Origin of the sequence: Selenomonas sp. oral taxon 126, assembly GCF_001683335.1 — a bacterium.
Lineage (GTDB): Bacteria > Bacillota > Negativicutes > Selenomonadales > Selenomonadaceae > Centipeda.
Genome location: NZ_CP016201.1, coordinates 387,936 through 410,367 on the forward strand (window position 1 = coordinate 387,936; position 22,432 = coordinate 410,367).

A 22,432-nucleotide genomic window follows, 5' to 3' on the forward strand; every position below is an offset into this window, starting at 1 on the left:
GATTGAGGAGGCAAACCGGACGCAGAGTGGTGCTCTGTGGAGGATCGAGGGCAAAAAGCGGGCAAAAAAGATGCGCTAAGATGGCGGTGCTGAATTTATCAGTGCTTCCTTTACACATAGAAAAAAGCCGCAACATTCACTGCGGCTCCGAATTTACAAATGGCAGGGGTAGCTGGACTCGAACCAACGCATGCGGGATTCAGAATCCCGTGCCTTACCAACTTGGCGATACCCCTGTGTCGCTCTCAGCAACAAGGGAAATTATAGCGGATATGCAGACGCTTGTCAAGAAGTTTTTTCGCCCGTCTCCGCCGCCGAAGAATGTGACGATCCTCTTAGAGATCGTCGTCCTCTTCCTCCTGCATGGTCGAGGCGTGGAAGGGCTGGATGCCGTTCTTGCCCGCCTCCGCCGCCTGCTCCATGAGTGCGAGGATGTCATACGAGCCGCCGATGAGCTGTGCGCTGACCATCTCGATGAGCATCGGGAGGTTGACGCCCGTGACGATGCCATACGCCTCGTTATTCGCCGCGAGACGGCACGCAGCGTTATACGGGCTGCCACCGAAGAGGTCGTTGAGGAAGAGCACGCCGTCCGCGCAGTCCAGTTCCTTTATCGCTGCCTCGTATTTTCGTACCACGTCGTCGGGTCCCTCACCCGGCACGAGCGTCACGGCGCGCACATTCGTCTGCGGACCGCAGATCATCTCACAGGACTTGACAATCTCCTCGGCAAAGATCCCATGCGTTCCTACAATGATTCCAAACATCTTGCATACCCCTCTCAAACAACCAGATTTTTCCTCAGGAAGTGATAGATGCCGTCGGCATCGTTCCCCTCCGTGACAGATGTGGCAATCGCCTTGATCTTGTCAGGCGCGTTGCCCATCGCGACGCTGTGCCCGACATAGCGCAGCATGGCGATGTCGTTGTAATTGTCGCCGAAGGCAAGCGCCTCCGTGCGGTCAATCCCATAGTGATTCAACAGAACGGCAATCCCCGTCGCCTTCGACACGGTGCGTGCGATAATCTCCAAGAGATGCGGCGCCGAGCGTATGACGGTAAGTTCCGGAAATGCCGGCGAAAGCTCCTTCTCCATACGCACAATGAGGTCAGCCTCCCCCATCGCAAGCAGCTTGCTCGGCAGCGTCCCCGCTGCGATGAGTGCCGCAAAGTCCGCCTCCACAGAGGTGACGGTCGTAATCCGCTCCTCCTGCTGCACCTCGGGGTCGGCGCGGTCGCGCACATACCATGTATGCCCGGCGTAGTAGTTCATCGACGCCCCGGGATAGTCCCGCGCAATCTGTGCGAGCACCGCCTCCGTATGCGCGCGCGTCATGCGCTCATCGTTCAGCTCCTGCCCGTCGGGCGTGATGACGAGTCCGCCGTTGTAGCTGATGACGGCGGCAGTCGCACCAATCTCGTCCACGATGGGCGCAATCGCTTCGGGCATACGTGCCGAGACGAGCGCAAACGGGATGCCGCGCGCCGTAATCTGGCGGATGGCGTCCGCTGTGCGCGGCAGGACGTGATGCTCCGTATTGAGGAGTGTGCCGTCGATGTCGGAAAACACAATCTTGTAGTCCATATTCCCTCCCTTTGTGAATCGCTCACAACCAAGCGTTCAAGGCGCCCCTTCCACCGCTTGCGCGGTTCCCCTCCCCCGCTTCGGCGGGGGAGGCTTTGGATTGCGGCATATGAGCCTCTCCCGCTCACTGCTGCAAAATCGCATTGACTTCCTTTTGCAGACGGTTGAGCGCGTTGTGGAACGGCGGCGGCTCCTCGATCAGCGCCGCAATCGCACGGTCGGCATACAGCATGACCTCCGCGTGGCGGTCGAAGTGGTCGGGGGTCACCGAGCGTTCCATGGCGCGCCCCACATCCTCAACAGTCATCGCACTCTCCCCCGAGTCCCAGAGAAAGATCTCCTCCGCCCCGCGCGCCCGCAGGACATCGCGGCGCGCGGGGAGCGCGTGCGACTTCTCGAGCACCATCGCCTGTATCTCGGGGTCACAGCTGAGGAGCTTCATGAACGACCACGCGAGTTCGCGCCGCTCCGTGCGCGCGCTCATGCCGACGAGCAGACTGTTCATCACGGAGATATTGCCGCCCGAGGGTCCCGCCGGCAGCGGGATGCAGTCCCACTCGAAGGAGCTGTACTTCTTGACGCGCCACGGATAGGGCTTGTATGTGCGATACTCGGCAAAGGTGAACGGACGAAACGCCACGCGCCCCATGTCGAAATCCCGCGCCGTCACCTTGCGCCCAGCGTGCGCTGCCTCGAGTTCCTTCAGAAAGCGCAGGGCTTCCTCCATGCGCGGGTCGGCAAAATAGGACGCCTTGCCATCCGCGCGAAAGAGCCGTACGCCGTTGGACACCGCCGCCTGTTCCCATGTGTAGTCATAGCAGCCGAATTGGTCGGGCACCCCGTCCCCGTCTGTATCCTTCGTGAGGAGTTTCGTCAGTGCGAGAAAGTCCGTCCATGTCCAGTTCTGCGGCGGCATTGCAAGCCCCTCGCGCGCGAGCAGGGTCTTGTTGACGAACATGAGCGTAATCATGTTCTCGCAGGGCAGCGCGTAGCTGCGCCCATCGTACTGCCCGTTCTGAAACGCCGTACCGTCATAGACCTCTGCGGAAAATTCCGGATCACTCTCCATCAGCGGCGTGAGGTCGCACAGTGCGCCGCGCTCGGCATAGAGTGCAAAATCCTCTGTTGGCAGGAGGAATACATCGGGCTCCCCGCCCTGCAAAAACTGCCCCGCCAGCCACTCCGCATAATCCCCGCGTTGGATACCGCTCACATACTGCACGCGCACGCCCGGATGTGCCGCCTCGAATTTTTCGATGGCGCGGTCAATGATGGCGTATGGCTCGCCCTGCGGCACGCCCCAGTTGCTGCCCGCGAAGATGCCGACGGTCACGACGGGGCTGCTGCGCCATACGAGCCACGAGCCGAGGAGCGCGGCGATGAGGAGGACGAGGAGCAAAATGCCGATTTTCCGCTGCACGCTCATTTCGCCCCTCTCATCTGCGAGAGGCCGATCTGCACTGCCCAAATCGCAAGCTGTGTGCGGTCACGCAGGTTCAGCTTTGAGAGCGCCGTGCTGAGGCTGTTGCGGACGGTGCCCTCCGAGAGCGCGAGTGCCGCCGAGATCTCCTTGTTCGAGAGCCCTCTGCCGACGAGCTGGGCAATGCTGCGCTCCGTATGCGTCAGCTCGCTCACGCCCTGCAGATCCGCCTCCGTCACATAGGGGCTCTGCGCCATCTGACTGAAGAGCTTCACGACCTTGTTCGTGACATCGGGGTTGAGGATGTTGCCGCCCGAGACGACGACGCGGATCGCATTCGCGAGATCCTGCACGCTCCCGCCCTTCAGCAGGTAGCCGCTCGCCCCATATTTCAGCGCGGAGTATACATAGTCGTCGTCATCAAAGGTCGTGAGAATGATGATTCGCACCTCGGGATAGCGCTCCTTGACCGCCTTCGTACAGAGCACCCCGTCGAGTTCCGGCATACGGATGTCCATGAGGATGATGTCGACAGGGGTCTGGGCGAGGAGTTCCAGTGCCTCGCGCCCGCTCGCCGCCATCGCCGTCACCCGCATATCCTCGTTCATCTCGAGGACGATCTTCAGACTCTCGCGAATGAGCTCCTGATCGTCCGCAATCATGACGTTAATCATGCACGCTCCCTCCCCCACTCAGCGGTATTGCGACCTCGACCGTGAAGCCGTCCGCGCTTTCGTAGTTCACCGTCCCATGCAGGAGATACAGCCGCTCCTGCATATGGCGCAGCCCGAATCCAGGTGTGACCTCGGTGCAGCCCGTGCCGTCGTCCGCAATGCGGATGCAGAGGATGCCGACGTTCTCCCCGATGGTGATACGCACATGCTTCGCCTGCCCGTGCCTATGCGCGTTCGTCAGACTCTCCTGCAGCACGCGGTAGATGACATCCTCCTGATCCTCGCGCAGATTCGCCGGCCACTGCTGCACGTCGAGCGCGACCTCCATCCCCGAGGATGCCGCAAACTCCGCCGTCATCGCGGCGATTGCCTCCTGGAACGGCAGCTTCTCCATCGCGTCGGGGCGCAGCTTCTTCATCGAGCGGCGCACGTCCGTGATGCCCTTCTGCGCCGCGTCGCGAATGCGTGCCAGCTGTGCACGCGTGAACTCCGGCGCACTCTCAAGCGTCACCATGCAGGCATCCAGCCCCGCCGTGATGCCCGTGAGCGCGTGCCCGAGCGTATCGTGAATCTCGCGCGCGAGACGATTGCGCTCGCGCGTCTCCGCCATGCGCCCCGCGTGGATGGCGTACGCCCGCAGACGCTGGTTCGCCTCCTCCAATTTCTCATTGAGCAGACGGATGCGCTCGCGCTCCTCATTTTTATTCTTGATGAGGAGAACGAGGTAGGAAACGAAGAGGATCGTATTCAGCGAGGAACACGCACTCCGCAGTGCGAGCAGAACGCTCTGCGTCGTGCTGTCGTAGTAGGAAATATACGCCTCAAACGGGATTACCTTCGTCTGGTACAGCCCGAGGTTGACGTTTGCGATGAGATAGAGCACGACCATCGCACCGATCAGAAGATAGGCACGGTGATGCCCCTCGTAGCGCTGCATCATGTCGGCGACAACGAGCAGCACGACGCCGTCGTAGGCGAAGTTCACGCTGCGCATGAGCACCATGCAGGCGGCGATCTCAAGCATCAGCAGGAGGTAGAGACGCGCGCGGTTATCACCGGAGCCGAGGCGGTACATCCAGCCGAACAGCGTGAGCAGGAGAAAGGCGAGCGCCGTCAGGAAAATGCTTTCAAGAGGCGAAAACGGTAGCGCATGCACCTGTTTCATGAAGGCGTATGCCCCCATCGACATGTGGATCTTGTACTGGGTCAGGCAGAGAAATGCCGTGAGGAGGGCGATGACGATGGCGTTGTAGGCATAGAGCAGCCAGTGCACATCCTCGAACGCGCGCCCCCGCACCGCCCGTAGAAGACCGGTCATTCAGTCCCACCCCCCGCCGTCGTTCTCCTCCACATTCTCTATCGTCAGCAGATGGGTCGGCAGGGCGATGTCCTCCGCCCCCTCGCCCGCAAGAATGCGATACGCCTCCTCCGCAGCGAGCCTTCCGATGCGGCGCGGGGACTGGACAGCGGTCGCCGTCATCCAACCCGCGCGGATGAGCTGCCGGCTCTCGGGAACGCCGTCCACGCCATAGACCAGCGTCTCTCCGGGCGCGCGTCCCGCATTCTGCAGCGCCGCAATCGCCCCAAGCGCCGCGGGGTCGTTCAGCGCCATCACGACGTCAATCTCGGGATGCCGCGCAAGCATATCCGCCATGACAGGCATTGCAATCTCCAGCTGCCCGCTGCACTCCTCCTCCGCCACAATCTGAAAGGAGGGATGCCCCGCGAGCGCCGCGCGAAAGCCCTCGATGCGCAGCTCTGCCGAGCGCGCCAGCGTATGCTTCAGCAGACCGATGCGCGCCCCGTCCGCGTGTGCGAGGAGGTGCGCGGCGCACTGCGCGCCCGCATTGTAGTTGTCCGAGACGATGGTCGCGGCGGCATAGCCGTCCTGCGCGAGGTTCGTATCAATCGCAATGACGATGACGCGCGCCGCGCGCGCCTCACGCAGCACCTCGCCCATGCGTGCGGCATCCACGGGGTTGACGAAGAGGACGCGCACACCTTCCGCGATGAGGTCACGGATCTCCTCAATCTGTCGGTCGGCATCGAGGGCGGGATCGCGCGAGATGAGGACATCGCCGTGGTTCTCGACCACAGTGCGGATTTCCTCGTCGATGATTTCGTAGAAGGGGTTGTTCGTCGTCATGTAGACCGCGCCGAACTTCGCGCGCCCTTCATTTTGACGCGCGGAGTGATCCGTGCGGGCGAACTGGGCGCACAGGAGTCCCGCGAGCAGCACAACGAGTGCAATCCCCCATCGCCATGACAGCCATTTCTGCATGATCCGCCCTCACCGCCCTCTCTGTCACAATCATCTCCACTGCTCCAATTATATACCAAAGGGACTGCCGCACGAAACATTTTTTGCTTCGTACGGCAGCCCCCCTAATATTCACTCTTATGCGAGCAGACCGATGGCATATCCAACAATGCCGATGGCGAACAGCCCGAGGATGATGATGAGCGGGTTGACGCCCTTACGCAGGAAATACATACATGCGAACGTCATGAGGAGCGGAACGATGCTCGGCATGAGGCTGTCGAGAATGCTCTGCAGCGTCGTGACGACGACCTCGCCCCGTGCGTTCACATATTCGGACAGGACAAGCGGCATATTGACCGTCGTCCACTTCGCAACGAGTGCGCCCATGACGAGGAGTCCGAGGACGGACGCCCCCTCCGTGAGGTAGCGCATCTTATTGCCGCCGATGTTGTCGACGAGCTCCGTGCCCTTCTCATAACCATACCGAACGCCGTACCAGTGCGTGAGGAGGCGCAGTGCGTTGAACGCGACGAAGAAGATGATCGGGCCGATGATGCTGCCCGTGAGTGCAATGCCCGCGCCGAGTGCGGCGAGAACGGGGCGCAGCGTCCCCCAGAAGATCGGGTCGCCGACGCCGGCAAGCGGTCCGATGAGACCGACCTTGACGCCGGAGAGGGTCTGCGGGCTGATGTCCGCACCGTTCGCACGCTTTTCCTCCATCGCGGCGATGATGCCCATGATCGACGCCGCGACGAACGGCTGCGTGTTGAAGAACTCGAGGTGTCGCTTGAGTGCCGCCTTCAGCTCGTCGCCCTGATAGAGCTTCTTGAGTGCGGGCATCAGCGCAACGCAGAACCCCATCGCCTGCATACGCTCAAAGTTGAACGATCCGAGCAGGAAGTTGGAGCGAACGAAGATCCAGAACAGATCTCTCTTGTTTAATGTCTTTTCCATTGCCCTGCCTCCTTACATCAGATCCGAATCATCGATGTCGTCCACGGGGTTGCCCGTACCGCCACCCGCACCAGCTGCCGCGATCTGCGACTCACGCTCAATTCCCTTGATGTGGAAGTACGCGCAGAGAAGGCCGACCGCGCCGAAGCCGATGAGGTTGAAGTCCGTGAAGACTGCGAGGAGGAAGCCGAGGAAGAAGTACGGCATGAGCGACTTTGCATTCATCATGTTGATGACCATCGCATAGCCGACGACGACGATGAAGCCGCCCGCGACCTGCAGACCGCGCGTCACGACCTCGGGAATCGAGTTCAGCATGGCACTGACGGTGTCCGTGCCCGCGATCAGCGCGACGAGTGCAGCAGGAACGGCGACGCGGATCGCCTGCAGCATCAGACCTGCGACATGACACATCTCGATGCCGAACATATTGCCATCCTCGGCAAATTTGTCCGCCAGATGCTGGAAGAAGACGGTGATCGTACGCACGAAGATCGTGAGCACCTGCCCTGCCGCTGCAAGCGGAACGGCAAGCGCAATGCCCGCCGTGATGTCCTGATGCCCGACGATGACGAGGATGGTCGCCACCACCGAGGCGAGTGCCGCATCCGGCGCCATTGCCGCGCCGACGTTCATCCAGCCGAGTGCCATCAGCTCGAGCGTGCCGCCGAGGATGATGCCGGTTGTGATGTCGCCGAGCACGAGTCCGACGAGCGTACAGGCGATCAGCGGACGATGAAACTGAGCCTCATCGAGCACGCTCGCCATGCCCGTAATCGCCGCAACGACGATGAGCATTACAAACTGTACTGTATCCATAAATCCAACCTCCCATTTCCTAGGGAATCGCTGATAAAATGAAGTCCGTCGAATTGGTACAGATTTTTTGTCCTGTCAAGGAGACAAACCGGACGCATAGCCAAAGCTATGTGGAGGATTTGTCGACAAAGACAGGGCGAAAAAGATGTGCTAAGACGGCGCGGCTGAATTTATCAGTGCTTCCCTAAAGAGTGTCCAATCCCCCCAATGGATTGGAGCCCTTCAAAGACCGTTATGCGAGCCCCTTTGCCTTCAGCGCTGCCATCACGTCGCCCTTCGGCTCGTTCCACAGCTTGCGAATCTCCACCTCGATCCCCATATCGAGGAGTTCCTTGATCGCCTTGACATCGTCCTCGTTGACCGCGACCGCCTGCGAGATCATTGTGTCGCCGTCCTTGAAGCACTTGCCGCCGAGGTTGACGGACTTGAACGGGATGCCGCCCTTCACCGCACGCACCACATCGGCGGGATTCGTGAAGAGGAAAAGCGTCTTGAACGAATCGTACTTCGGATCCTTGTACGCGGCAACAGCCTTGTCCACGGGAATGACGTACGCCTTGATGCCCGGCGGCGCGACCTGGATGAGCAGCTTCTTGCGCATCTCGTCCTGTGCGACATCATCGTTGACGCACATGATGCGGTTGCAGCCCGTCATCTTCGTCCAGACCGTTGCCACCTGTCCGTGAATCAGGCGGTCGTCAATGCGGCAAAATGCGATCTCCATGATAAATCCCCCTCTATTGCAGAACCCAATCATTACACTGGTTATATTGTATCAAAAAGAGAAATAATGTCATCTGAAGTCTGTCACATCTTTTCAGGTTTTTTTCATGACAAATGTCACGAAGTCATTCTTTTCTGCTCTTTTCCAAAATTTATGCTATAATGGACGCATAAAAGGGGGAGGATGCCATGCGGCTTACAGAACGAATCAACGCACATCTGCAACGTCTCAGCGATACGGACAAGTGCATCTGGCGGTATATCGAGGGCAACCGTGCGGCAGCAAGCCGCGCATCCATCCATGAACTCGCACGCGCGTGCGCCGTGTCGAGTGCCTCCGTCGTGCGTTTCGCGCAAAAGCTCGGCTTTGACGGGTTCGGCGAGATGAAGGCGGTCATGCGGATGGAGAAGACGGATCATCCCATCCCCGCAAATGATGTCAGAACCTCGCTCGGCAGCTTCTACGATCAGACATGGCGCACGCTCATGCGGCGCGACTACACGCGTGCAAGCCGCCTCATCCATGAGGCGCACCGCGTCTTTGCCTATGCCTCGGGTTATGTCCAGACGAACGTCATGCAGGAGATGAAACGCCTCTTTGTCTATGACAACATTTTCATCTACGAGATTGCGGGACGTGAGGAGTTCTACTCCGTTTACCAGACGGCGGGAAAGGACGACCTCTTCATCTTCATCTCGCTCTCGGGCGAATCCGAGCGTGCCGTGGAGTTCGCCGACCATCTCTGCCTCAAGGGTGTGCCCATCCTCTCCATCACTGAGATGCGGCACAATGCACTCGCCTCCCGCTCCACAGAGAATCTCTACGTCATGCCCGCAGAGTTTGCCCTGCCGGAAAATGAGGCGCGCCTCCAGTTCAAATCCATGCTCGCGTATTTTCTCCTGCTCGAGATCTGGTATGTGCATTACAGGCTTTATGTGCAGGAGCGGGAGAAGTAACAATCTCTGTCGGAAGAAAACATGTGACCGCCACAGACGCCCCTTCCACCGCTTCGCGGTCCCCCTCCCCCGTGTCGAGCGGTCAACGTCAACCAATCACACTTCGCTAACGCTTGTGTTCTTGGGACGTTTTCCCATACGACCTGTTGCCCAATCAGCTGCGTCCTTTCGGACTTGCTTCTTGGACAGGTCAGCAACGGGGGAGGCTTTGCATTATGGCATATTAGCTTCCCCCGTCCGAGACGGGGGAAGTGGCGAGCATAGCGAGCCGATAGGGGCGCCCCATCCCTGTAACAAATTTCATCCTATGTACCACGGTACAGTCTCCGTACATCCCTCCCGAATGCCGCGAACCTATTGCGTTCGCGGCATTTTTGCGCTATCTTTGGGACAGTGGATTTCATATTTCTTTCAGTTTCATTCTCGGGAGGCGCAGAGCTTCCCCGCCGTAGGGGTTTGGTTTTGGGATAAGGAGGAACGCACATGGCACTCAGTAAGGATGTCATCATGCAAAACATGCAGCGGTTTGGCGGCGCAATGTATACGCCCGTCATCCTGTTTGCATTCTTCGGTCTGACGGTGGCAGTGTCCATCGTCTGCAAGAACGAGGGACTGCTCGGCAGCATCGCCGCGCAGGGCACGCTCTGGTACGATTTCTGGTTTGTCGTCGAACAGGGCGCATGGACTGTGTTCGCGCAGATGCCCATTCTCTTCGCGATTGCCGTTCCCATCGGCTTTGCGAAAAAAGAGCCTGCACGCTGTGCGATGGAATCGTTCGTCATCTACATGCTCTTCAACTACTTCATCTCCGCATTCCTCACGCTCCACGGCAGCGCGTTCGGTGTGGACTACAGCCAGCCGGCAGGTCCCGGCACGGGGCTTGCGATGATCGCGAACATCAAGACGCTCGACATGGGCATGCTCGGCGCGATCTTCATCGCCTGCTGCACGGCGTTCCTGCACAACCACTTCTATGACACGAACATCCCCGACTGGCTCGGCATCTTCAAGGGTCCCGCGTTCGTCGTCGCAATCGGCTTCGTCGTCATGATTCCGATGGCGCTCCTCTTCTGCATTGTCTGGCCGGCCGTACAGCACGCCATTGAGCAGTTCCAGTTCTTCCTCAAGACCAGCGGCATCCTCGGTGTCTGGGCATACACCTTCTCGGAGAAAATGCTCCTGCCGGCAGGTCTGCATCACTTCATCTATCTCCCGTTCATGTTCGGTCCTGCGGTTGTCGACGGCGGCATCCAGGCGTATTGGCTCGGACACATCAACGACTTTATGGTCAGCGGACAGTCGCTCCGTGAGCTCTTCCCCGAGGGCGGCTTTGCCCTCCACGGCAGCGGCAAGGTCTTCGGTCTGCCGGGCGCAGCACTCGCGATCTACATGTGTGCAAAGCCCGAAAAGCGCAAGAAGACAGCGGCGCTCCTCATCCCCGCGACGATCACGGCAGTGCTCTGCGGCATCACAGAGCCGATCGAGTTCACCTTCCTCTTTGTCGCACCGCTTCTCTATCTCCTGCACGCACTGCTCTCGGCAACACTCTCCGCAACGCTCTATGCGATCGGTCTCTCGGGCAACTTCGGCGGCGGTCTCATCGACTGCTTCGTTCAGAACTGGATTCCCCTCTTCCCGTATCACTATGCGACATACCTCACGCAGATCGGCGTCGGTCTCTGCTTCACCGCCATCTACTTCTTCGTCTTCCGCTGGGTCATCCTGCTCAAGGACTACAAGACCCCGGGACGCACGGATGACGATGTGGAGGACAAGCTCTTCACCAAGGCGGACTACAAGGCAAAACAGGCTGGTGCGGCCGGCGCTGCGGGCGCTGCTCCCGGCATGAAGCTCGATGAGCGTGACCTGAAGGCGCGCGCCTTCCTCGACGGACTCGGCGGCGCTGCAAACATCAAGGATGTAACGAACTGCGCAACGCGTCTGCGCGTCACGGTCAACGATCCCGAGAAGGTTGCTCCCTCTGCGGCATTTACGAATGCGGGCGCACACGGGCTTGTCCGCAACGGTCACGCATTCCAGGTCATCGTTGGGCTCTCCGTTCCGCAGATTCGCGAGCGCTTCGAGGCGCTCATGACTGCACCCGCCTCCGATGTGGACGAGGTCGCGGTTGGCACGGAGAAATCCTTTGCCGTCACGGCAGTCACGACGGGTCATGTCATCGACATGAGCGAGGTCAAGGACGAGATGTTCTCGCAGAAGATGATGGGCGACGGCGTTGCAGTCGAGCCGACCGAGGGCGTTGTGGTCGCTCCTGCGGATGCCGAGGTCACGATGGTCATGGAGGACAGCCGCCATGCGGTCGGTCTCCGCATGGACAACGGTGCGGAACTCCTCATCCACATCGGTGTGGACACGGTGAAACTCGAGGGCAAAGGCTTTGAACTCCTCGTCAAGATGGGCGAGAGCGTGAAGGCGGGTGCGCCGCTCGTGAAGTTCGACCGCGATGTGATTCATGCGGCGGGCTATCAGGACACGGTCATCATGGCGGTCACGAACTCCGCCGAGTACCCGCTCATGAAGAAGACGACGGGCATGGATGCCAAGGCGGGCGAAACCCCTGTGCTGACGTTCTAAGAAAGGAACACCGATGAAAGCAACGAAATGGTGGCAGAACACCGCTGTCTACCAAATCTATCCGAAGAGCTTCAACGATACCACGGGCAGCGGCACGGGCGACCTGCGCGGCATCACCGAGAAGCTCGACTATCTGAAGGATCTCGGCGCGGGTGCGCTCTGGCTCACGCCCGTCTATCCCTCGCCCATGGTCGACAACGGCTACGACATCAGCGACTACACGGGCATCAATCCCCAGTTCGGCACGCTCGCCGACATGGAGGAACTGATCGCCGAGGCAAAGAAGCGCGATATGCGCATTGTCATGGATCTCGTCTACAACCACAGCTCCGATCAGCATCCGTGGTTTATCGAGTCGAAGTCGAGCCGCACCAATCCCAAGAGCGATTGGTACATCTGGCGCGACGCAAAGCCCGACGGCAGCGCACCGACGAACTGGCGCGGCATCTTCGGCGGCTCGGCGTGGACGTACTGCCCCGAGCGAGGCCAATACTACCTCCACACCTTTGCCGAGGCGCAGCCCGACCTCAACTGGGAGAATCCCGAGGTGCGCGCAGCCCTCTTTGCGGCGGCGAACTTCTGGCTCGACAAGGGCGTCGGCGGCTTCCGCATCGACGCGATCACCTACATCAAGAAACCCGCCGTCTTCGCCGACGGCACCCCCGATGCGGCGGACGGCATGGTGAGCGTCCACGATATGACGGCGAATACGCCCGGCATTCTCGACTTCCTCCATGAGTTCCGCAGAGAGGTCTTTGACGGACACGACATCTTCACCGTCGGCGAGGCAAACGGTGTCTCGGTCGCGGAGCTCCCCGACTGGGTCGGCGAGAACGGCGTGTTCTCCATGCTGTTCGAGTTTGCCCACGTCCTCGTTCCATACGAGGGCGGCGAATGCTGGTCGAAGATGCTCCCGTGGCCGCTCACAAAGCTCAAGGGCGCACTCTCGGCGAGTCAGGCGGGCGTCGCCAAGGAGGGCTGGTACCCGATCTACTTCGAGAACCATGACCGCGCACGCTCCGTCAATTACTTTTTCCCGAAGGGCGGGGATACACGCCTTGCCGCAAAGGCACTTGCGACCGTTCTCATGACCCTGCGCGGTACGCCCTTCATCTACGAGGGCGAAGAGCTCGGCATGACCAATGTCAAGTGGAACAGCATCAAAGCTTATGATGATATCTCCTCCCACGGGCAGTACGAGCTTGCGCTCAAGGAAGGATTCAGCCCCGCAGAGGCACTTTCCTTTGTCCACTTCAACAGCCGTGACAACGCACGCACGCCGATGCAGTGGAACACGTCGGAACATGCGGGCTTTACAACGGGAACGCCGTGGCTGCCCGCAAACGAAAACTACCGTGAAATCAATGCGGCGGCTGAGGAAAAGGATGCGGACTCCGTCCTCTCCTACTACAGGGAGATCATCCGTCTGCGCAAGACGAATCCCGTACTGCTCAGCGGTGTGTACGAGGAACTGCTCGCGGACAATGAGCAGATCTATGCATTCTCGCGCACGGAGGGCACGCGGCGCATCGTCACCGCCGTCAATTTCAGCACGGAGGAGGCGGTGCTGCCCGCAGGATTCCTGAAGGGCGTGCGGCTCATCGGCAGCTATACAGATGCACCGAAAAATACACTCCGTCCGCTCGAGGCGGTTGTCTATGAGGAGGAAGTAAAATGAAGGTAGCGGCAAGCGACTACGACGGCACGCTGCTGCGGGGCGGCATGATCGACACAGAGACGAAGGAGGGCATCGCGCGTTGGCGCGCGGCGGGGCACAAGTTCGGCGTCATCTCGGGGCGCGACTACGGGATGCTCGTGCCTCAGCTTGAGGAATACGGAGTCGAATTCGACTATACCGTCTGCAACAACGGCGGCATCATACGGGGTGCGGATGCATCCGTACGATTTCAGGCGGAGATTGATCCTCGCGCGCTCACGGCGATTGCGTCGGAGCCGAGCGCACAGAAGTCCTTCCACTTCGCCTTCTCTGCAGCAGATGTGACCTACCTCTGCCACCACTCCGAGGGCTCGTGGATCGAGCGCGAAGCAAAGGACTGGGACTTCCCCATCGTCTATATCACGGAAGCCGACATCGGAGGGCTGACGGGGATTCAGCAGTTCTCGCTCGGCTTTCATGAGCCTGCCCTGTCCGATGAATGTGCCGCCGTGCTGAACGCAAAACTGGGGGATAAGATTCACGCATTCCCGAACGCGTGCAGCCTTGACATCACGCCCGCCGGCATCAGCAAGGATCAGGGCATCCGTACTCTACTCTCCGTCATGGGATGGGACGGCGCGGAGGTGTTCGCCATCGGCGACGAGACGAACGACCTGCCCATGCTCAAGGCTTGGGACGGGTACTCGCTCACCACGGCACGCCCCGAGATACAGGCACAGGCAAAGCAGGTGTTCCCGAGCGTCGGCGCGATGCTCGATCACTTTTGTTGAACGGCTTGGATCGGAACATGGGATAAGGGCAGCCTCCAAAGCAAACCCTAGTGAAGCAAGCGGAGCAAAGGGCACGTTCTGCCCCCTGCGGATTTCTTTCGTTCAAGCGCAGCGCGTTTAAGAAGTCCGCAGGTATTTAGGCAGATAAGTGCCCGACCGCCTGCGTAACGAGGCGTTTGCGTGGAGGCTGCCCGAAATATAATTTTTTTGGGAGGAGTTACCATGGGATTTGATCGTGAAAAATTTGACGAGATAAAGGCAGCCTTCACCATAGACGACGATGCACTCCGCAAGATCACCGATGATTTCCGCGCCGATATGTGCGCGGGGCTCGCGGGAAAAGAGGGTGCAACACTCCGTATGCTCCGCTCCTATGCAGGGCTTCCGAGCGGCAAGGAGCACGGCTCCTTCCTCGCGCTCGACTTCGGCGGCACGAACGTCCGCGCCCTGCGCATCCTCCTCAAGGGCGACGGCGAATACGAGGTGCTGAGCAGGGTCGCAAAACCGCTCACCCTCCCCGGTGTCTATGACTACGTCAGCGCAGATGCGACGGCAGAGGAGATGTTTGACTTCCTCGCCGGCATCATCGACGAAGCAATCGACGGAAATCGGGAGACGAAATACCTCCTTGGACATACCTTCTCCTTCCCCTCACAGCAGACCGACCTCTACAACGCGAAGCTCATCGTCTGGACGAAGGAGTTCGCCACGCAGGGAGTTGAGGGCAAGGTCGTCAACGACCTGCTCAAGGAGGCACTCGCACGGCGCGGCATGACAAATGTCACCCCCGTCGCTGTCATCAACGATACGGTTGCAGTGCTGCTCGCAGCGGCGTACAAGCACGAGCACACCTACATTGGATCGATCTATGCCACGGGGCAGAACACCTGCTACTACGAGGAGTTCGCAGACGGCAGTGAGACGCCGACCGTCATCAACATGGAGTCGGGCGGCTTTGGACATCTGCCCTTCTCCAAATACGACGATCTTCTGGATCGGGAATCCGAGCAGCCCGGCGCACAGCGTCTGGAAAAGATGGTGTCGGGACGCTACCTCGGGACACTCTACGGTGCGGCACTTGCAGATCTCCTCGGTGCGGACGGAGTCTATCCGTTTTCGAGCATCGAGCTCTCCGAGATCATCACCGACGCCTACCTCGACCGCCATGCGGCAGGTGCGGTCATCGAGGCAAAGACGGGCATGACCTTCACCGCCGCCGAGCGCGCCCTGCTGCAGGAGCTTGCGACCGCCGTCATCGTCCGCTCTGCACGTATCGTTGCGGCGACGTACGTCGCCATCATCCAGCACCGCATGGGTGAGAACGAGTTCGAGAACCAGTTTGTCGCCGTCGACGGCTCCGTCTATGAGAAAGTCCCGCTCGTCTCACATCACCTGCGTGGCGCGCTCGACACCCTCCTCTTGGACGAGGCGGTCAACGTCAAGATCATCCTCGAAAACGCCGGCTCTGCCCTCGGCGCGGCACTCGCGGCAGCCATGACAGAGAGAAAATAAAGATACACACGAAACCGCCCCGCAAGGTTCAACCCTGCGGGGCGGTTGTGTTCGTTTATCTGTACTATTGTTTTCTCTGCTCCAGCAGATCAAAGACTTCGTCCACGTCCATCTCGAACATCTGACTGTCTGCGTAAATCGGCGCGAAATAATAGGCGACCTGCTCCGCATCAAACTCCCGTTCCAGCTTCTCCCAATCGTCTGTTGGAAGAACCGTGAACGCAAGCGTATCACTGCCGAGCGAACCCATATACCATCGAATCTCGTATACAGGCGCGAGGTATTCCTGTGCCGCCTTGAGCGTTGTATCCCTGTCCGCAGCATCTGCCGCATAGGGGACGGCGTGTGCCTCTCCATCTTTTTTCAGCAGAATATCAAATCCACGCTCCGTCTCAGAGTCCACACATTCGTAGTCGATCTGTGCCTCCTCCGGAAGAACATCATTCAAATAGGAAAGAATACTCTCATCCTCGTCACCCCAGTCCACCCAGATCAGAGCATCGCTCGCGTCAAATTCGTCCCTATGCTCGCTCGGAGCGGCGAGGAACAATTGCACTTCACGAAACAAGTCACCCATGACAAACCTCCCTCGAATGAAAAGATCGTCTCACACAAGTTTATAATACTTCAGTTGCCGATAGAGCGAGTAAATCGCGGCGGGAAAGCCGAGGATGATGCCCGCAATGGTGCAAACCCGCCCCGTGCCGAGGAAGTCGTCAGCGCATTGCCCGAGGAAAATGAAGATTCCGAGAAAGACGAGGAAATAGATGCCGACCCCGGAGAGCAGACCAAATGCGCGCAGTGCCTCCGCCATCCCCGACGGGGGCGGCGTTTTCTTCTGCTCCATGAGCTCCTCCTCTCCGCTCATAGCTTTACGCCCCGAACGGCTCCGGCTTCGTGTGCGAATGTCCCGCATGGTAGAGGATCGCCTCGATGATACGGCGACTAGCCTCACCATCGCCGTAGGGATTCACCGCCTCCGCCATGTGCGTATAGGCAGTCGGCTCGGTCAGGAGGCGCATGGTCTCGTCATAGACACGCTGCTCATCCGTGCCGATGAGGCGCACGGTTCCCGCCGTGACCGCCTCGGGACGCTCGGTCGTGTCACGCAGGACGAGCACAGGCTTGCCGAGGGAGGGGGCCTCCTCCTGAATGCCGCCTGAGTCCGTCAGCACGATGTCAACGCGCGCCATGAGATTTGCGAACGGCTCGTAGTCAAGCGGGTCGATGAGGTGGACGCGCGGAATCCCGCCGAGCTCCTCGCGCACGATCTCACGCACCTTCGGATTGCGGTGAACGGGAAAGACGACCTCCACATCGTCCATCTGCTCAATGATGCTGCGAATCGCACGGTAGACATGGCGCATCGGCTCACCGAGGTTCTCCCGTCGATGGGTCGTAACGAGGAGAACGCGGTGATTTGCAAAGTCCACACCAGCAAGCTCCGTCGGCAGCACATAGTCGGGACGCACGATGTGATGCAGTGCGTCAATGACGGTGTTGCCCGTGACAAAGATGCGCCGCTCGGGCACGCCCTCGGCAAGGAGGTTCGCGTGCGCAGTCGGCGTCGGAGCGAAATGCAGAGTCGCAATGCCGCCCGTGAGACGGCGGTTCATCTCCTCGGGGAACGGCGAATAGATGTCATGTGTCCGAAGCCCCGCCTCGACGTGTCCGACGGGGATCTGATGGTAGAACGCAGCGAGTGCACCCGCAAAGGTGGTGGTCGTGTCGCCGTGGACGAGCACGAGGTCGGGTCTCTCCTGCTGAAACACCTCGTTGATGCCCATCATGGCGCGCGTGGTGATGTCAAAGAGGGTCTGCCCCGCCGCCATGATATTAAGATCGTAGTCCGGGACGATGTGGAAGAGATGCAGCACCTGATCGAGCATCTCGCGGTGCTGCGCCGTGACGAGCGTGCGCGTTTCGATCTCGTCCGTGTACTGCATGAGGCCCCTGACGACGGGCGCCATCTTGATTGCCTCGGGACGCGTGCCAAAGATCGACATGACTTTGATTTTGCCGGTCATTCTGCCATTGCTCCTCTCCGGATGTGGAATCCCAAAGATTTATAACTCTATCTCAAATATTTTGAATCCTGCGGACGAAGCCCCCCTTAGCGGATTCGCTTCGGAAAGGATTCACTTCTATTTTTGCTGCGGCACATCCATGCGGAAAATACCCAGCTTACGCGCGCCGACGAAGACCGCCGCCGCAACGATCAGGATGATGAGCGCAGCTGCCTGCGGGCTGACTGCCGTGAGGGCAAGCGCGCACAGACCAAAGAGACCGCTCACAACGTACATGAGCAGCACTGCCTGTTTCTGCGTGAAGCCGTGCGCAAGGAGGCGGTGATGAAGATGCCCCTTGTCCGGCTTGAAGATTGGGCGATGGTTCCGCGCGCGCCGCACAATGGCGAACGTCGTGTCGAGGATCGGCAGCCCGAGCGCGAGGATCGGCACAATGAGCGCAATGGTCGCCGCACTCTTGACCGCACCGACGATGGAGATGCCCGCGAGCATAAAGCCGAGGAACATGCTCCCCGTATCGCCCATAAAGATACGCGCGGGGTTGAAGTTGTAGTAGAGGAAGCCAACCGCCGCCCCCGCGAGCGCCGCCGTTACCATCGCAACGAAGGGAATGCCCTCCTCCATCGCGACGAGAAAAATTGTAATCGCGGCAATCGAGGAACCCCCCGCCGCAAGACCGTCCAGCCCGTCGATCAGGTTCACCGTATTCGTCAGACCGACAACCCAGAAAATCGTCGCGGGAATTGCAAACCATTCCAGATAGATGAAGTCGCCAAGCGGGTCGGTGATGAAGTCGATGCGCACGTCAAACGCAATGACAAGCACAGCAGCGGCGACGATCTGCCCGAGCAGCTTCACCTTCGCCGGCAGGTCGCAGTAATCGTCGATGATACCGATTGCAACGACAATCGTACCGCCAACCATGAGGCCGATGAGGCTCATCATGAACTCCGGCGTGAGGTCGACAAAGAGGAGCTGCACGAGGATCGACACCATGAATGCGGCGTAGATCCCGATGCCGCCGATGCGCGGGATCGGGCGCACGTGCACCTTACGCGCATCGGGCTTGTCGAGTGCCCCTGTGCGCCGCGCAAAGGCGATGACACCGGGCGTGATGATGAGCGCCATGCCAAGCGCAATCATAAATGCTAAGACATTATCGGGCATGAATTATTGCTCTCCTTCGTCGAGGTCATCTGCAAGGAATCGCTGATAAAATGAAGTCCGTCGAATTGGTGCAGATTTTTTGTCCTGTCAAGGAGACAAACCGGACGCATAGCAAAGGCTATGTGGAGGATTTGTCGACAAAGACAGGGCGAAAAAGATGTGCTAAGGCGGCGGTGCTGAATTTATCAGTGCTTCCGCAAGCATACTTCTATTCATCATACCGCAGGACAGGGGCGCTGTCAATCAGACATTTTCTCCTGCAAATATCGCCGCGCGAGGATCACCGCAACAAAATCATCCACGGGCACGGGCGGCACGAGCATGCCGTGCGGCACGAGCCGCCGCCATCCGCGCGGCGGGTGCACCTCCCAGTACAGTGCCTTCGCCGCGTCCGTCGTGCGGTACTCATCGACGAGCGTCACCGTGCGCCCCAGTGCCTCTACGCGTGCCCGCGCCTCTGCGCTCGTCGTGCCGCTGCCCATGATGATCGTCGGCTCATGTGCTGCCGCAAGTGCGCCGACCACACTGTCAAGCGTCGTCGTCCGCACAACCTCCTGCATCAGAATGCTGCCGTCCGCCGCAAGCACGGCGACGCCACATTTCTCGCGCCCGGGGTCAATCGCAAGGACGGGGCGACTCACGCGCCGCCCCCGTTTTCACTTTCAATCTTGAATTTCAGCCGCAGAGGTCCCATTGCATCCGTATCACCGTCCGCATAGGCAGAGATGACGACCGCATCCGTCCGCGCCTCGAGATCCTGCACGAGGCTGTAGAACTCCGCGCCCTCGATCACGCCGACCGTTCCGCGAATTGGATCCGGCAGAATGCCCTTTGCCGATGCCGCCGCGTTCACCTCGCGCAGGAACGACATGACCGACTGCTCTGCAGCCGCACCCATGCCCTCGGGCGCGTAGACGCGCGCGATGATGAGCTCGCCGTCGCGATAGATAACGCGATTCGGGTACAGCTCGATGGACGCGCGGATCTCATCCCCGCGCACGAGATTCCCCGCCGCAACAATGCGCACAATCATATCGACGGAGCTCGCCTCGATTGCTTTCACAGCGGCATCGTACTCCGGTCCATAGATCCAGATATCCTGATCCGTGTGGTTCTCACCGAGGCGCGCAGAGATATTGCGCGTGCCGAGCTGTGCGATCCCCGCCATCCCGCGCTCAATCTCATCGTGCGAGAGCCCCGCAGGAATCGTCCCGCTCGCGATGATCTCCCCCGCCTGATAGACAATATTCCCCTCGCGCAGGTTCAGGATGTTCTCGCGCAGTTCGTTTGCACGCACACCAAGGGCTTGAATATCCGCCTGCAGCGTCTCGTTCTCCCCCGAGAGCCGCCCGTTGAGGGAGATCAGCCCCTCCTTTTCCATCATGAGCGCGCGGTTGCCCTCAGACAGCCGATCCGACTCCGCGCGCAGCTCCGACTGCTCGCCCTCGAGCCGCGCAATCTCCTCCTCTGATTTTTTCAGATCATCGCCCGCCTTCTCCTGCGCGCTTTTCGCACGATCCAGTTCATCCGAGGTAAAGTCGAGCGCCGCACGCGTATCGGCAATCATCGCATTCAGCCGATCCATGCCGAAGAGCGCCGTGCGCACATTCTCGGACGCCGCCGCGAGAATGCCGAACGTCACCGTTGTGATACAGATCCCCGTAAAGATCGTGACAATGACCGCCGTGTGACGCGGACGCAGCCCAAAGATTGAGAGTTTCTTCTTGCCGATGCGCGTGCCGAGACGGTCACCGATGAAGGCGATGACGCCGCCGACAACCGCGAGAACGAGGATGAGTGTGATACCGTACATGAAGCGTCACCCCTTTCTATCGTGTTCCAAATTTTACTGTGAAGCCCTCCGCAGGAGAATCGCCCCCGCGATCACGCCGACGATATTCGGCAGCCAGACGGCAAGCATCGCCGGCAGCACCTCACCGCGCGCAAATGCGTTGCCCATCGTCATGAGTGCATAGTAGATAAAGATGATGATGACGCTCATCGCAAAGCCCGCCGACGAGGAATTGCGCGTCGGCTGCAGCCCGAGCGGCACGCCGATCAGCGTGAAGATGAGGCTCGCCATCGGGATCGAGACGCGCTGATACAGCTCTGTCTCAAGCTTTGATGTATTGACATACTGCGTCTGCATCAGTGCAATCTGATGACGCAGCTCACGCATCGTCATCTCCTCGGGTTTTTTCTGTTCGCGTATGATTTGACGCGGGTCTTTCTCAATGGGCAGCACCTGCGTCTCAAAGCGCATGCGGCGCTCGATATGTTCGTCGGCGATCTCATAGACATCGCCCTTGTGCATGATCCACTCCGCGCCCGTCCACTCCGCGTACTCCGCATTCTCGACATGCGTGACCTTGCCGTCCGCGCCGAACACCTGCAGACTCACCCCCGTGAGACGCTGCAGATCCGCATCGTAGGAACGCGCATAGACGAGCCGCTGGATTGCGCCGTCCTCGATCTCCTTGATGATGAGATGCTCCTGCGACTTCATGCCGGAGTTGCCCTCGATCTCGTAGTAGATGACGTTGCGGTACGCCGTATTTGCGCGCGGTACAACGTGCTCATTGAAAAGGATCGCGCCGACGCTCACGAGAAACCCAAGGAGGATCGCAGGCGCGGCAATGCGCCCGAAGCCGATGCCGCAGGACTTCATCGCCGTAATCTCACTCGCAGAGGACAGGCGCCCGAACGTCAGGAGACTCGCAAGCAGCATCGACATGGGGAACGTCCACATGACGACACCGGGCAGACTGAATACGAAGATCTTGATGATCGACGGCAGGGACGCACCGTAGTCCGTGATGTACTGCGCAATGCGAAAGAGCGTACCCGAGCCGATGAAGACCGCCGAGAACGCGCAGATCGCAAAGAGGAAGGACAGAAAGACCTCCCGAAAGATGTATTTGTCGAGGATTCGTATCTTCAGACGCATAGCGCTCTCCTCTGTTCATTTCTATACATAGATGGCATTCGCTCTATTTTATCATTTTCGTCCCGCCTTGACAAGGATGCAAAAGAGGAGGCTCTTTCTCATATGTTACGGAGAATCGGAAACAGCGATGTGCGATGCTCCTAAGCAAACCCTAGTGGAGCAAGCGGAGAAAAGCGTTCGACTCGCCCCCTGCGGATTTCTTTCGTTCAAGCGAAGCGCGTTTAAGAAGTCCGCAGGTATTTAGGCGAACGAGAACGCGACCGCTTGCGTAACTAAGCGTTTGCGTGGAGTGCGCACGGTGGCATTCCGTAACATTTATCATAGAACCAAAGAGGACTCGG

At 59.5% G+C, this 22,432-nt stretch carries 22 protein-coding genes and 1 tRNA gene; 6 read left to right on the forward strand and 17 right to left on the reverse strand.

Annotation, left to right across the window (positions count from 1 at the left end):
- Window positions 1-160: 160 nt before the first annotated feature.
- The 9 genes from AXF19_RS01665 to AXF19_RS01705 all read right to left on the reverse strand — a co-directional run bounded on the left by AXF19_RS01665 (window position 161) and on the right by AXF19_RS01705 (window position 7,715).
- Window positions 161-236, reverse strand: a tRNA-Gln gene (locus AXF19_RS01665).
- Between the two features lie 99 nt (window positions 237-335).
- A complete protein-coding gene (locus AXF19_RS01670) occupies window positions 336-767 on the reverse strand; it encodes a PTS sugar transporter subunit IIA (RefSeq protein WP_066844188.1) in 432 nt (143 codons plus the stop codon).
- A gap of 14 nt (window positions 768-781) precedes the next feature.
- Complete coding sequence (locus AXF19_RS01675) at window positions 782-1,585, reverse strand: Cof-type HAD-IIB family hydrolase (protein ID WP_066844192.1); 804 nt, start codon at window positions 1,583-1,585, stop codon at window positions 782-784.
- Between the two features lie 124 nt (window positions 1,586-1,709).
- Window positions 1,710-3,011, reverse strand: a complete 1,302-nt coding sequence (locus AXF19_RS01680; protein WP_066844199.1) for an ABC transporter substrate-binding protein — start codon at window positions 3,009-3,011, stop codon at window positions 1,710-1,712.
- Window positions 3,008-3,679: a response regulator transcription factor gene (locus tag AXF19_RS01685; protein ID WP_066844206.1), complete on the reverse strand. Its 672-nt coding sequence runs from the start codon at window positions 3,677-3,679 to the stop codon at window positions 3,008-3,010. The genes AXF19_RS01680 and AXF19_RS01685 overlap by 4 nt, the downstream gene beginning before the upstream one ends.
- Window positions 3,672-4,997: a sensor histidine kinase gene (locus AXF19_RS01690; protein ID WP_066844209.1), complete on the reverse strand. Its 1,326-nt coding sequence runs from the start codon at window positions 4,995-4,997 to the stop codon at window positions 3,672-3,674. Before AXF19_RS01690 ends, AXF19_RS01685 begins: the two co-directional genes overlap by 8 nt.
- Window positions 4,998-5,960 carry a sugar ABC transporter substrate-binding protein gene (locus tag AXF19_RS01695; RefSeq protein ID WP_066844213.1) on the reverse strand — a complete coding sequence of 321 codons (963 nt, stop codon included), beginning with the start codon at window positions 5,958-5,960 and terminating at the stop codon, window positions 4,998-5,000. It lies immediately after the preceding gene.
- A gap of 117 nt (window positions 5,961-6,077) precedes the next feature.
- On the reverse strand, window positions 6,078-6,896 hold the full coding sequence (locus AXF19_RS01700) for a PTS system mannose/fructose/sorbose family transporter subunit IID (protein ID WP_066844216.1): 819 nt from the start codon (window positions 6,894-6,896) through the stop codon (window positions 6,078-6,080).
- Window positions 6,897-6,908: 12 nt separating this feature from the next.
- Entirely contained in the window at window positions 6,909-7,715 is an 807-nt protein-coding gene (locus AXF19_RS01705; RefSeq protein WP_066844219.1) for a PTS mannose/fructose/sorbose transporter subunit IIC, read from the reverse strand.
- 38 nt (window positions 7,716-7,753) lie between these two features.
- Between AXF19_RS01705 and AXF19_RS14910 the strand changes: the two genes are divergently transcribed.
- Window positions 7,754-7,903, forward strand: coding sequence for a secretion protein HlyD (locus AXF19_RS14910; protein ID WP_237141654.1), 150 nt, complete (start codon window positions 7,754-7,756; stop codon window positions 7,901-7,903).
- A gap of 44 nt (window positions 7,904-7,947) precedes the next feature.
- Here AXF19_RS14910 and AXF19_RS01710 read toward each other — a convergent pair whose 3' ends face one another.
- Window positions 7,948-8,439, reverse strand: coding sequence for a PTS system mannose/fructose/N-acetylgalactosamine-transporter subunit IIB (locus tag AXF19_RS01710; RefSeq protein WP_066844227.1), 492 nt, complete (start codon window positions 8,437-8,439; stop codon window positions 7,948-7,950).
- A gap of 188 nt (window positions 8,440-8,627) precedes the next feature.
- On the opposite strand from AXF19_RS01710, the gene AXF19_RS01715 reads away from it, so the two are divergent.
- From AXF19_RS01715 to AXF19_RS01735, 5 genes are all read left to right on the forward strand, one after another.
- On the forward strand, window positions 8,628-9,395 hold the full coding sequence (locus AXF19_RS01715) for a MurR/RpiR family transcriptional regulator (protein ID WP_066844229.1): 768 nt from the start codon (window positions 8,628-8,630) through the stop codon (window positions 9,393-9,395).
- A gap of 483 nt (window positions 9,396-9,878) precedes the next feature.
- Window positions 9,879-11,990 carry an alpha-glucoside-specific PTS transporter subunit IIBC gene (locus AXF19_RS01720; RefSeq protein ID WP_066844232.1) on the forward strand — a complete coding sequence of 704 codons (2,112 nt, stop codon included), beginning with the start codon at window positions 9,879-9,881 and terminating at the stop codon, window positions 11,988-11,990.
- A gap of 13 nt (window positions 11,991-12,003) precedes the next feature.
- Window positions 12,004-13,668 (forward strand): glycoside hydrolase family 13 protein, encoded by a 1,665-nt coding sequence (locus AXF19_RS01725; protein WP_066844235.1) that lies wholly within the window; start codon window positions 12,004-12,006, stop codon window positions 13,666-13,668.
- Window positions 13,665-14,438 (forward strand): HAD-IIB family hydrolase, encoded by a 774-nt coding sequence (locus AXF19_RS01730; RefSeq protein WP_066844238.1) that lies wholly within the window; start codon window positions 13,665-13,667, stop codon window positions 14,436-14,438. Before AXF19_RS01725 ends, AXF19_RS01730 begins: the two co-directional genes overlap by 4 nt.
- Before the next feature lie 222 nt (window positions 14,439-14,660).
- Window positions 14,661-15,950: a hexokinase gene (locus AXF19_RS01735; protein ID WP_066844246.1), complete on the forward strand. Its 1,290-nt coding sequence runs from the start codon at window positions 14,661-14,663 to the stop codon at window positions 15,948-15,950.
- A 64-nt stretch (window positions 15,951-16,014) separates the two neighbouring features.
- On the opposite strand, the gene AXF19_RS01740 is transcribed toward AXF19_RS01735, so the two are convergent.
- From AXF19_RS01740 to AXF19_RS01770, 7 genes are all read right to left on the reverse strand, one after another.
- Entirely contained in the window at window positions 16,015-16,527 is a 513-nt protein-coding gene (locus tag AXF19_RS01740; RefSeq protein WP_066844250.1) for a glutathione reductase, read from the reverse strand.
- A 30-nt stretch (window positions 16,528-16,557) separates the two neighbouring features.
- Complete coding sequence (locus tag AXF19_RS01745) at window positions 16,558-16,797, reverse strand: AtpZ/AtpI family protein (RefSeq protein WP_066844253.1); 240 nt, start codon at window positions 16,795-16,797, stop codon at window positions 16,558-16,560.
- 25 nt (window positions 16,798-16,822) lie between these two features.
- Window positions 16,823-17,977 carry a non-hydrolyzing UDP-N-acetylglucosamine 2-epimerase gene (gene wecB, locus AXF19_RS01750; RefSeq protein WP_066844256.1) on the reverse strand — a complete coding sequence of 385 codons (1,155 nt, stop codon included), beginning with the start codon at window positions 17,975-17,977 and terminating at the stop codon, window positions 16,823-16,825.
- 117 nt (window positions 17,978-18,094) lie between these two features.
- Complete coding sequence (locus AXF19_RS01755; RefSeq protein ID WP_066844258.1) at window positions 18,095-19,144, reverse strand: glycosyltransferase family 4 protein; 1,050 nt, start codon at window positions 19,142-19,144, stop codon at window positions 18,095-18,097.
- Between the two features lie 239 nt (window positions 19,145-19,383).
- The gene (locus AXF19_RS01760; RefSeq protein ID WP_066844261.1) at window positions 19,384-19,785 is read right to left on the reverse strand and encodes a resolvase; all 402 of its coding nucleotides are present in this window, start codon (window positions 19,783-19,785) and stop codon (window positions 19,384-19,386) included.
- Entirely contained in the window at window positions 19,782-20,957 is a 1,176-nt protein-coding gene (locus AXF19_RS01765; RefSeq protein ID WP_066844264.1) for a DUF3084 domain-containing protein, read from the reverse strand. Before AXF19_RS01765 ends, AXF19_RS01760 begins: the two co-directional genes overlap by 4 nt.
- 33 nt (window positions 20,958-20,990) lie before the next feature.
- Window positions 20,991-22,091 (reverse strand): LptF/LptG family permease, encoded by a 1,101-nt coding sequence (locus AXF19_RS01770; protein ID WP_066844266.1) that lies wholly within the window; start codon window positions 22,089-22,091, stop codon window positions 20,991-20,993.
- Window positions 22,092-22,432 lie beyond the last annotated feature (341 nt).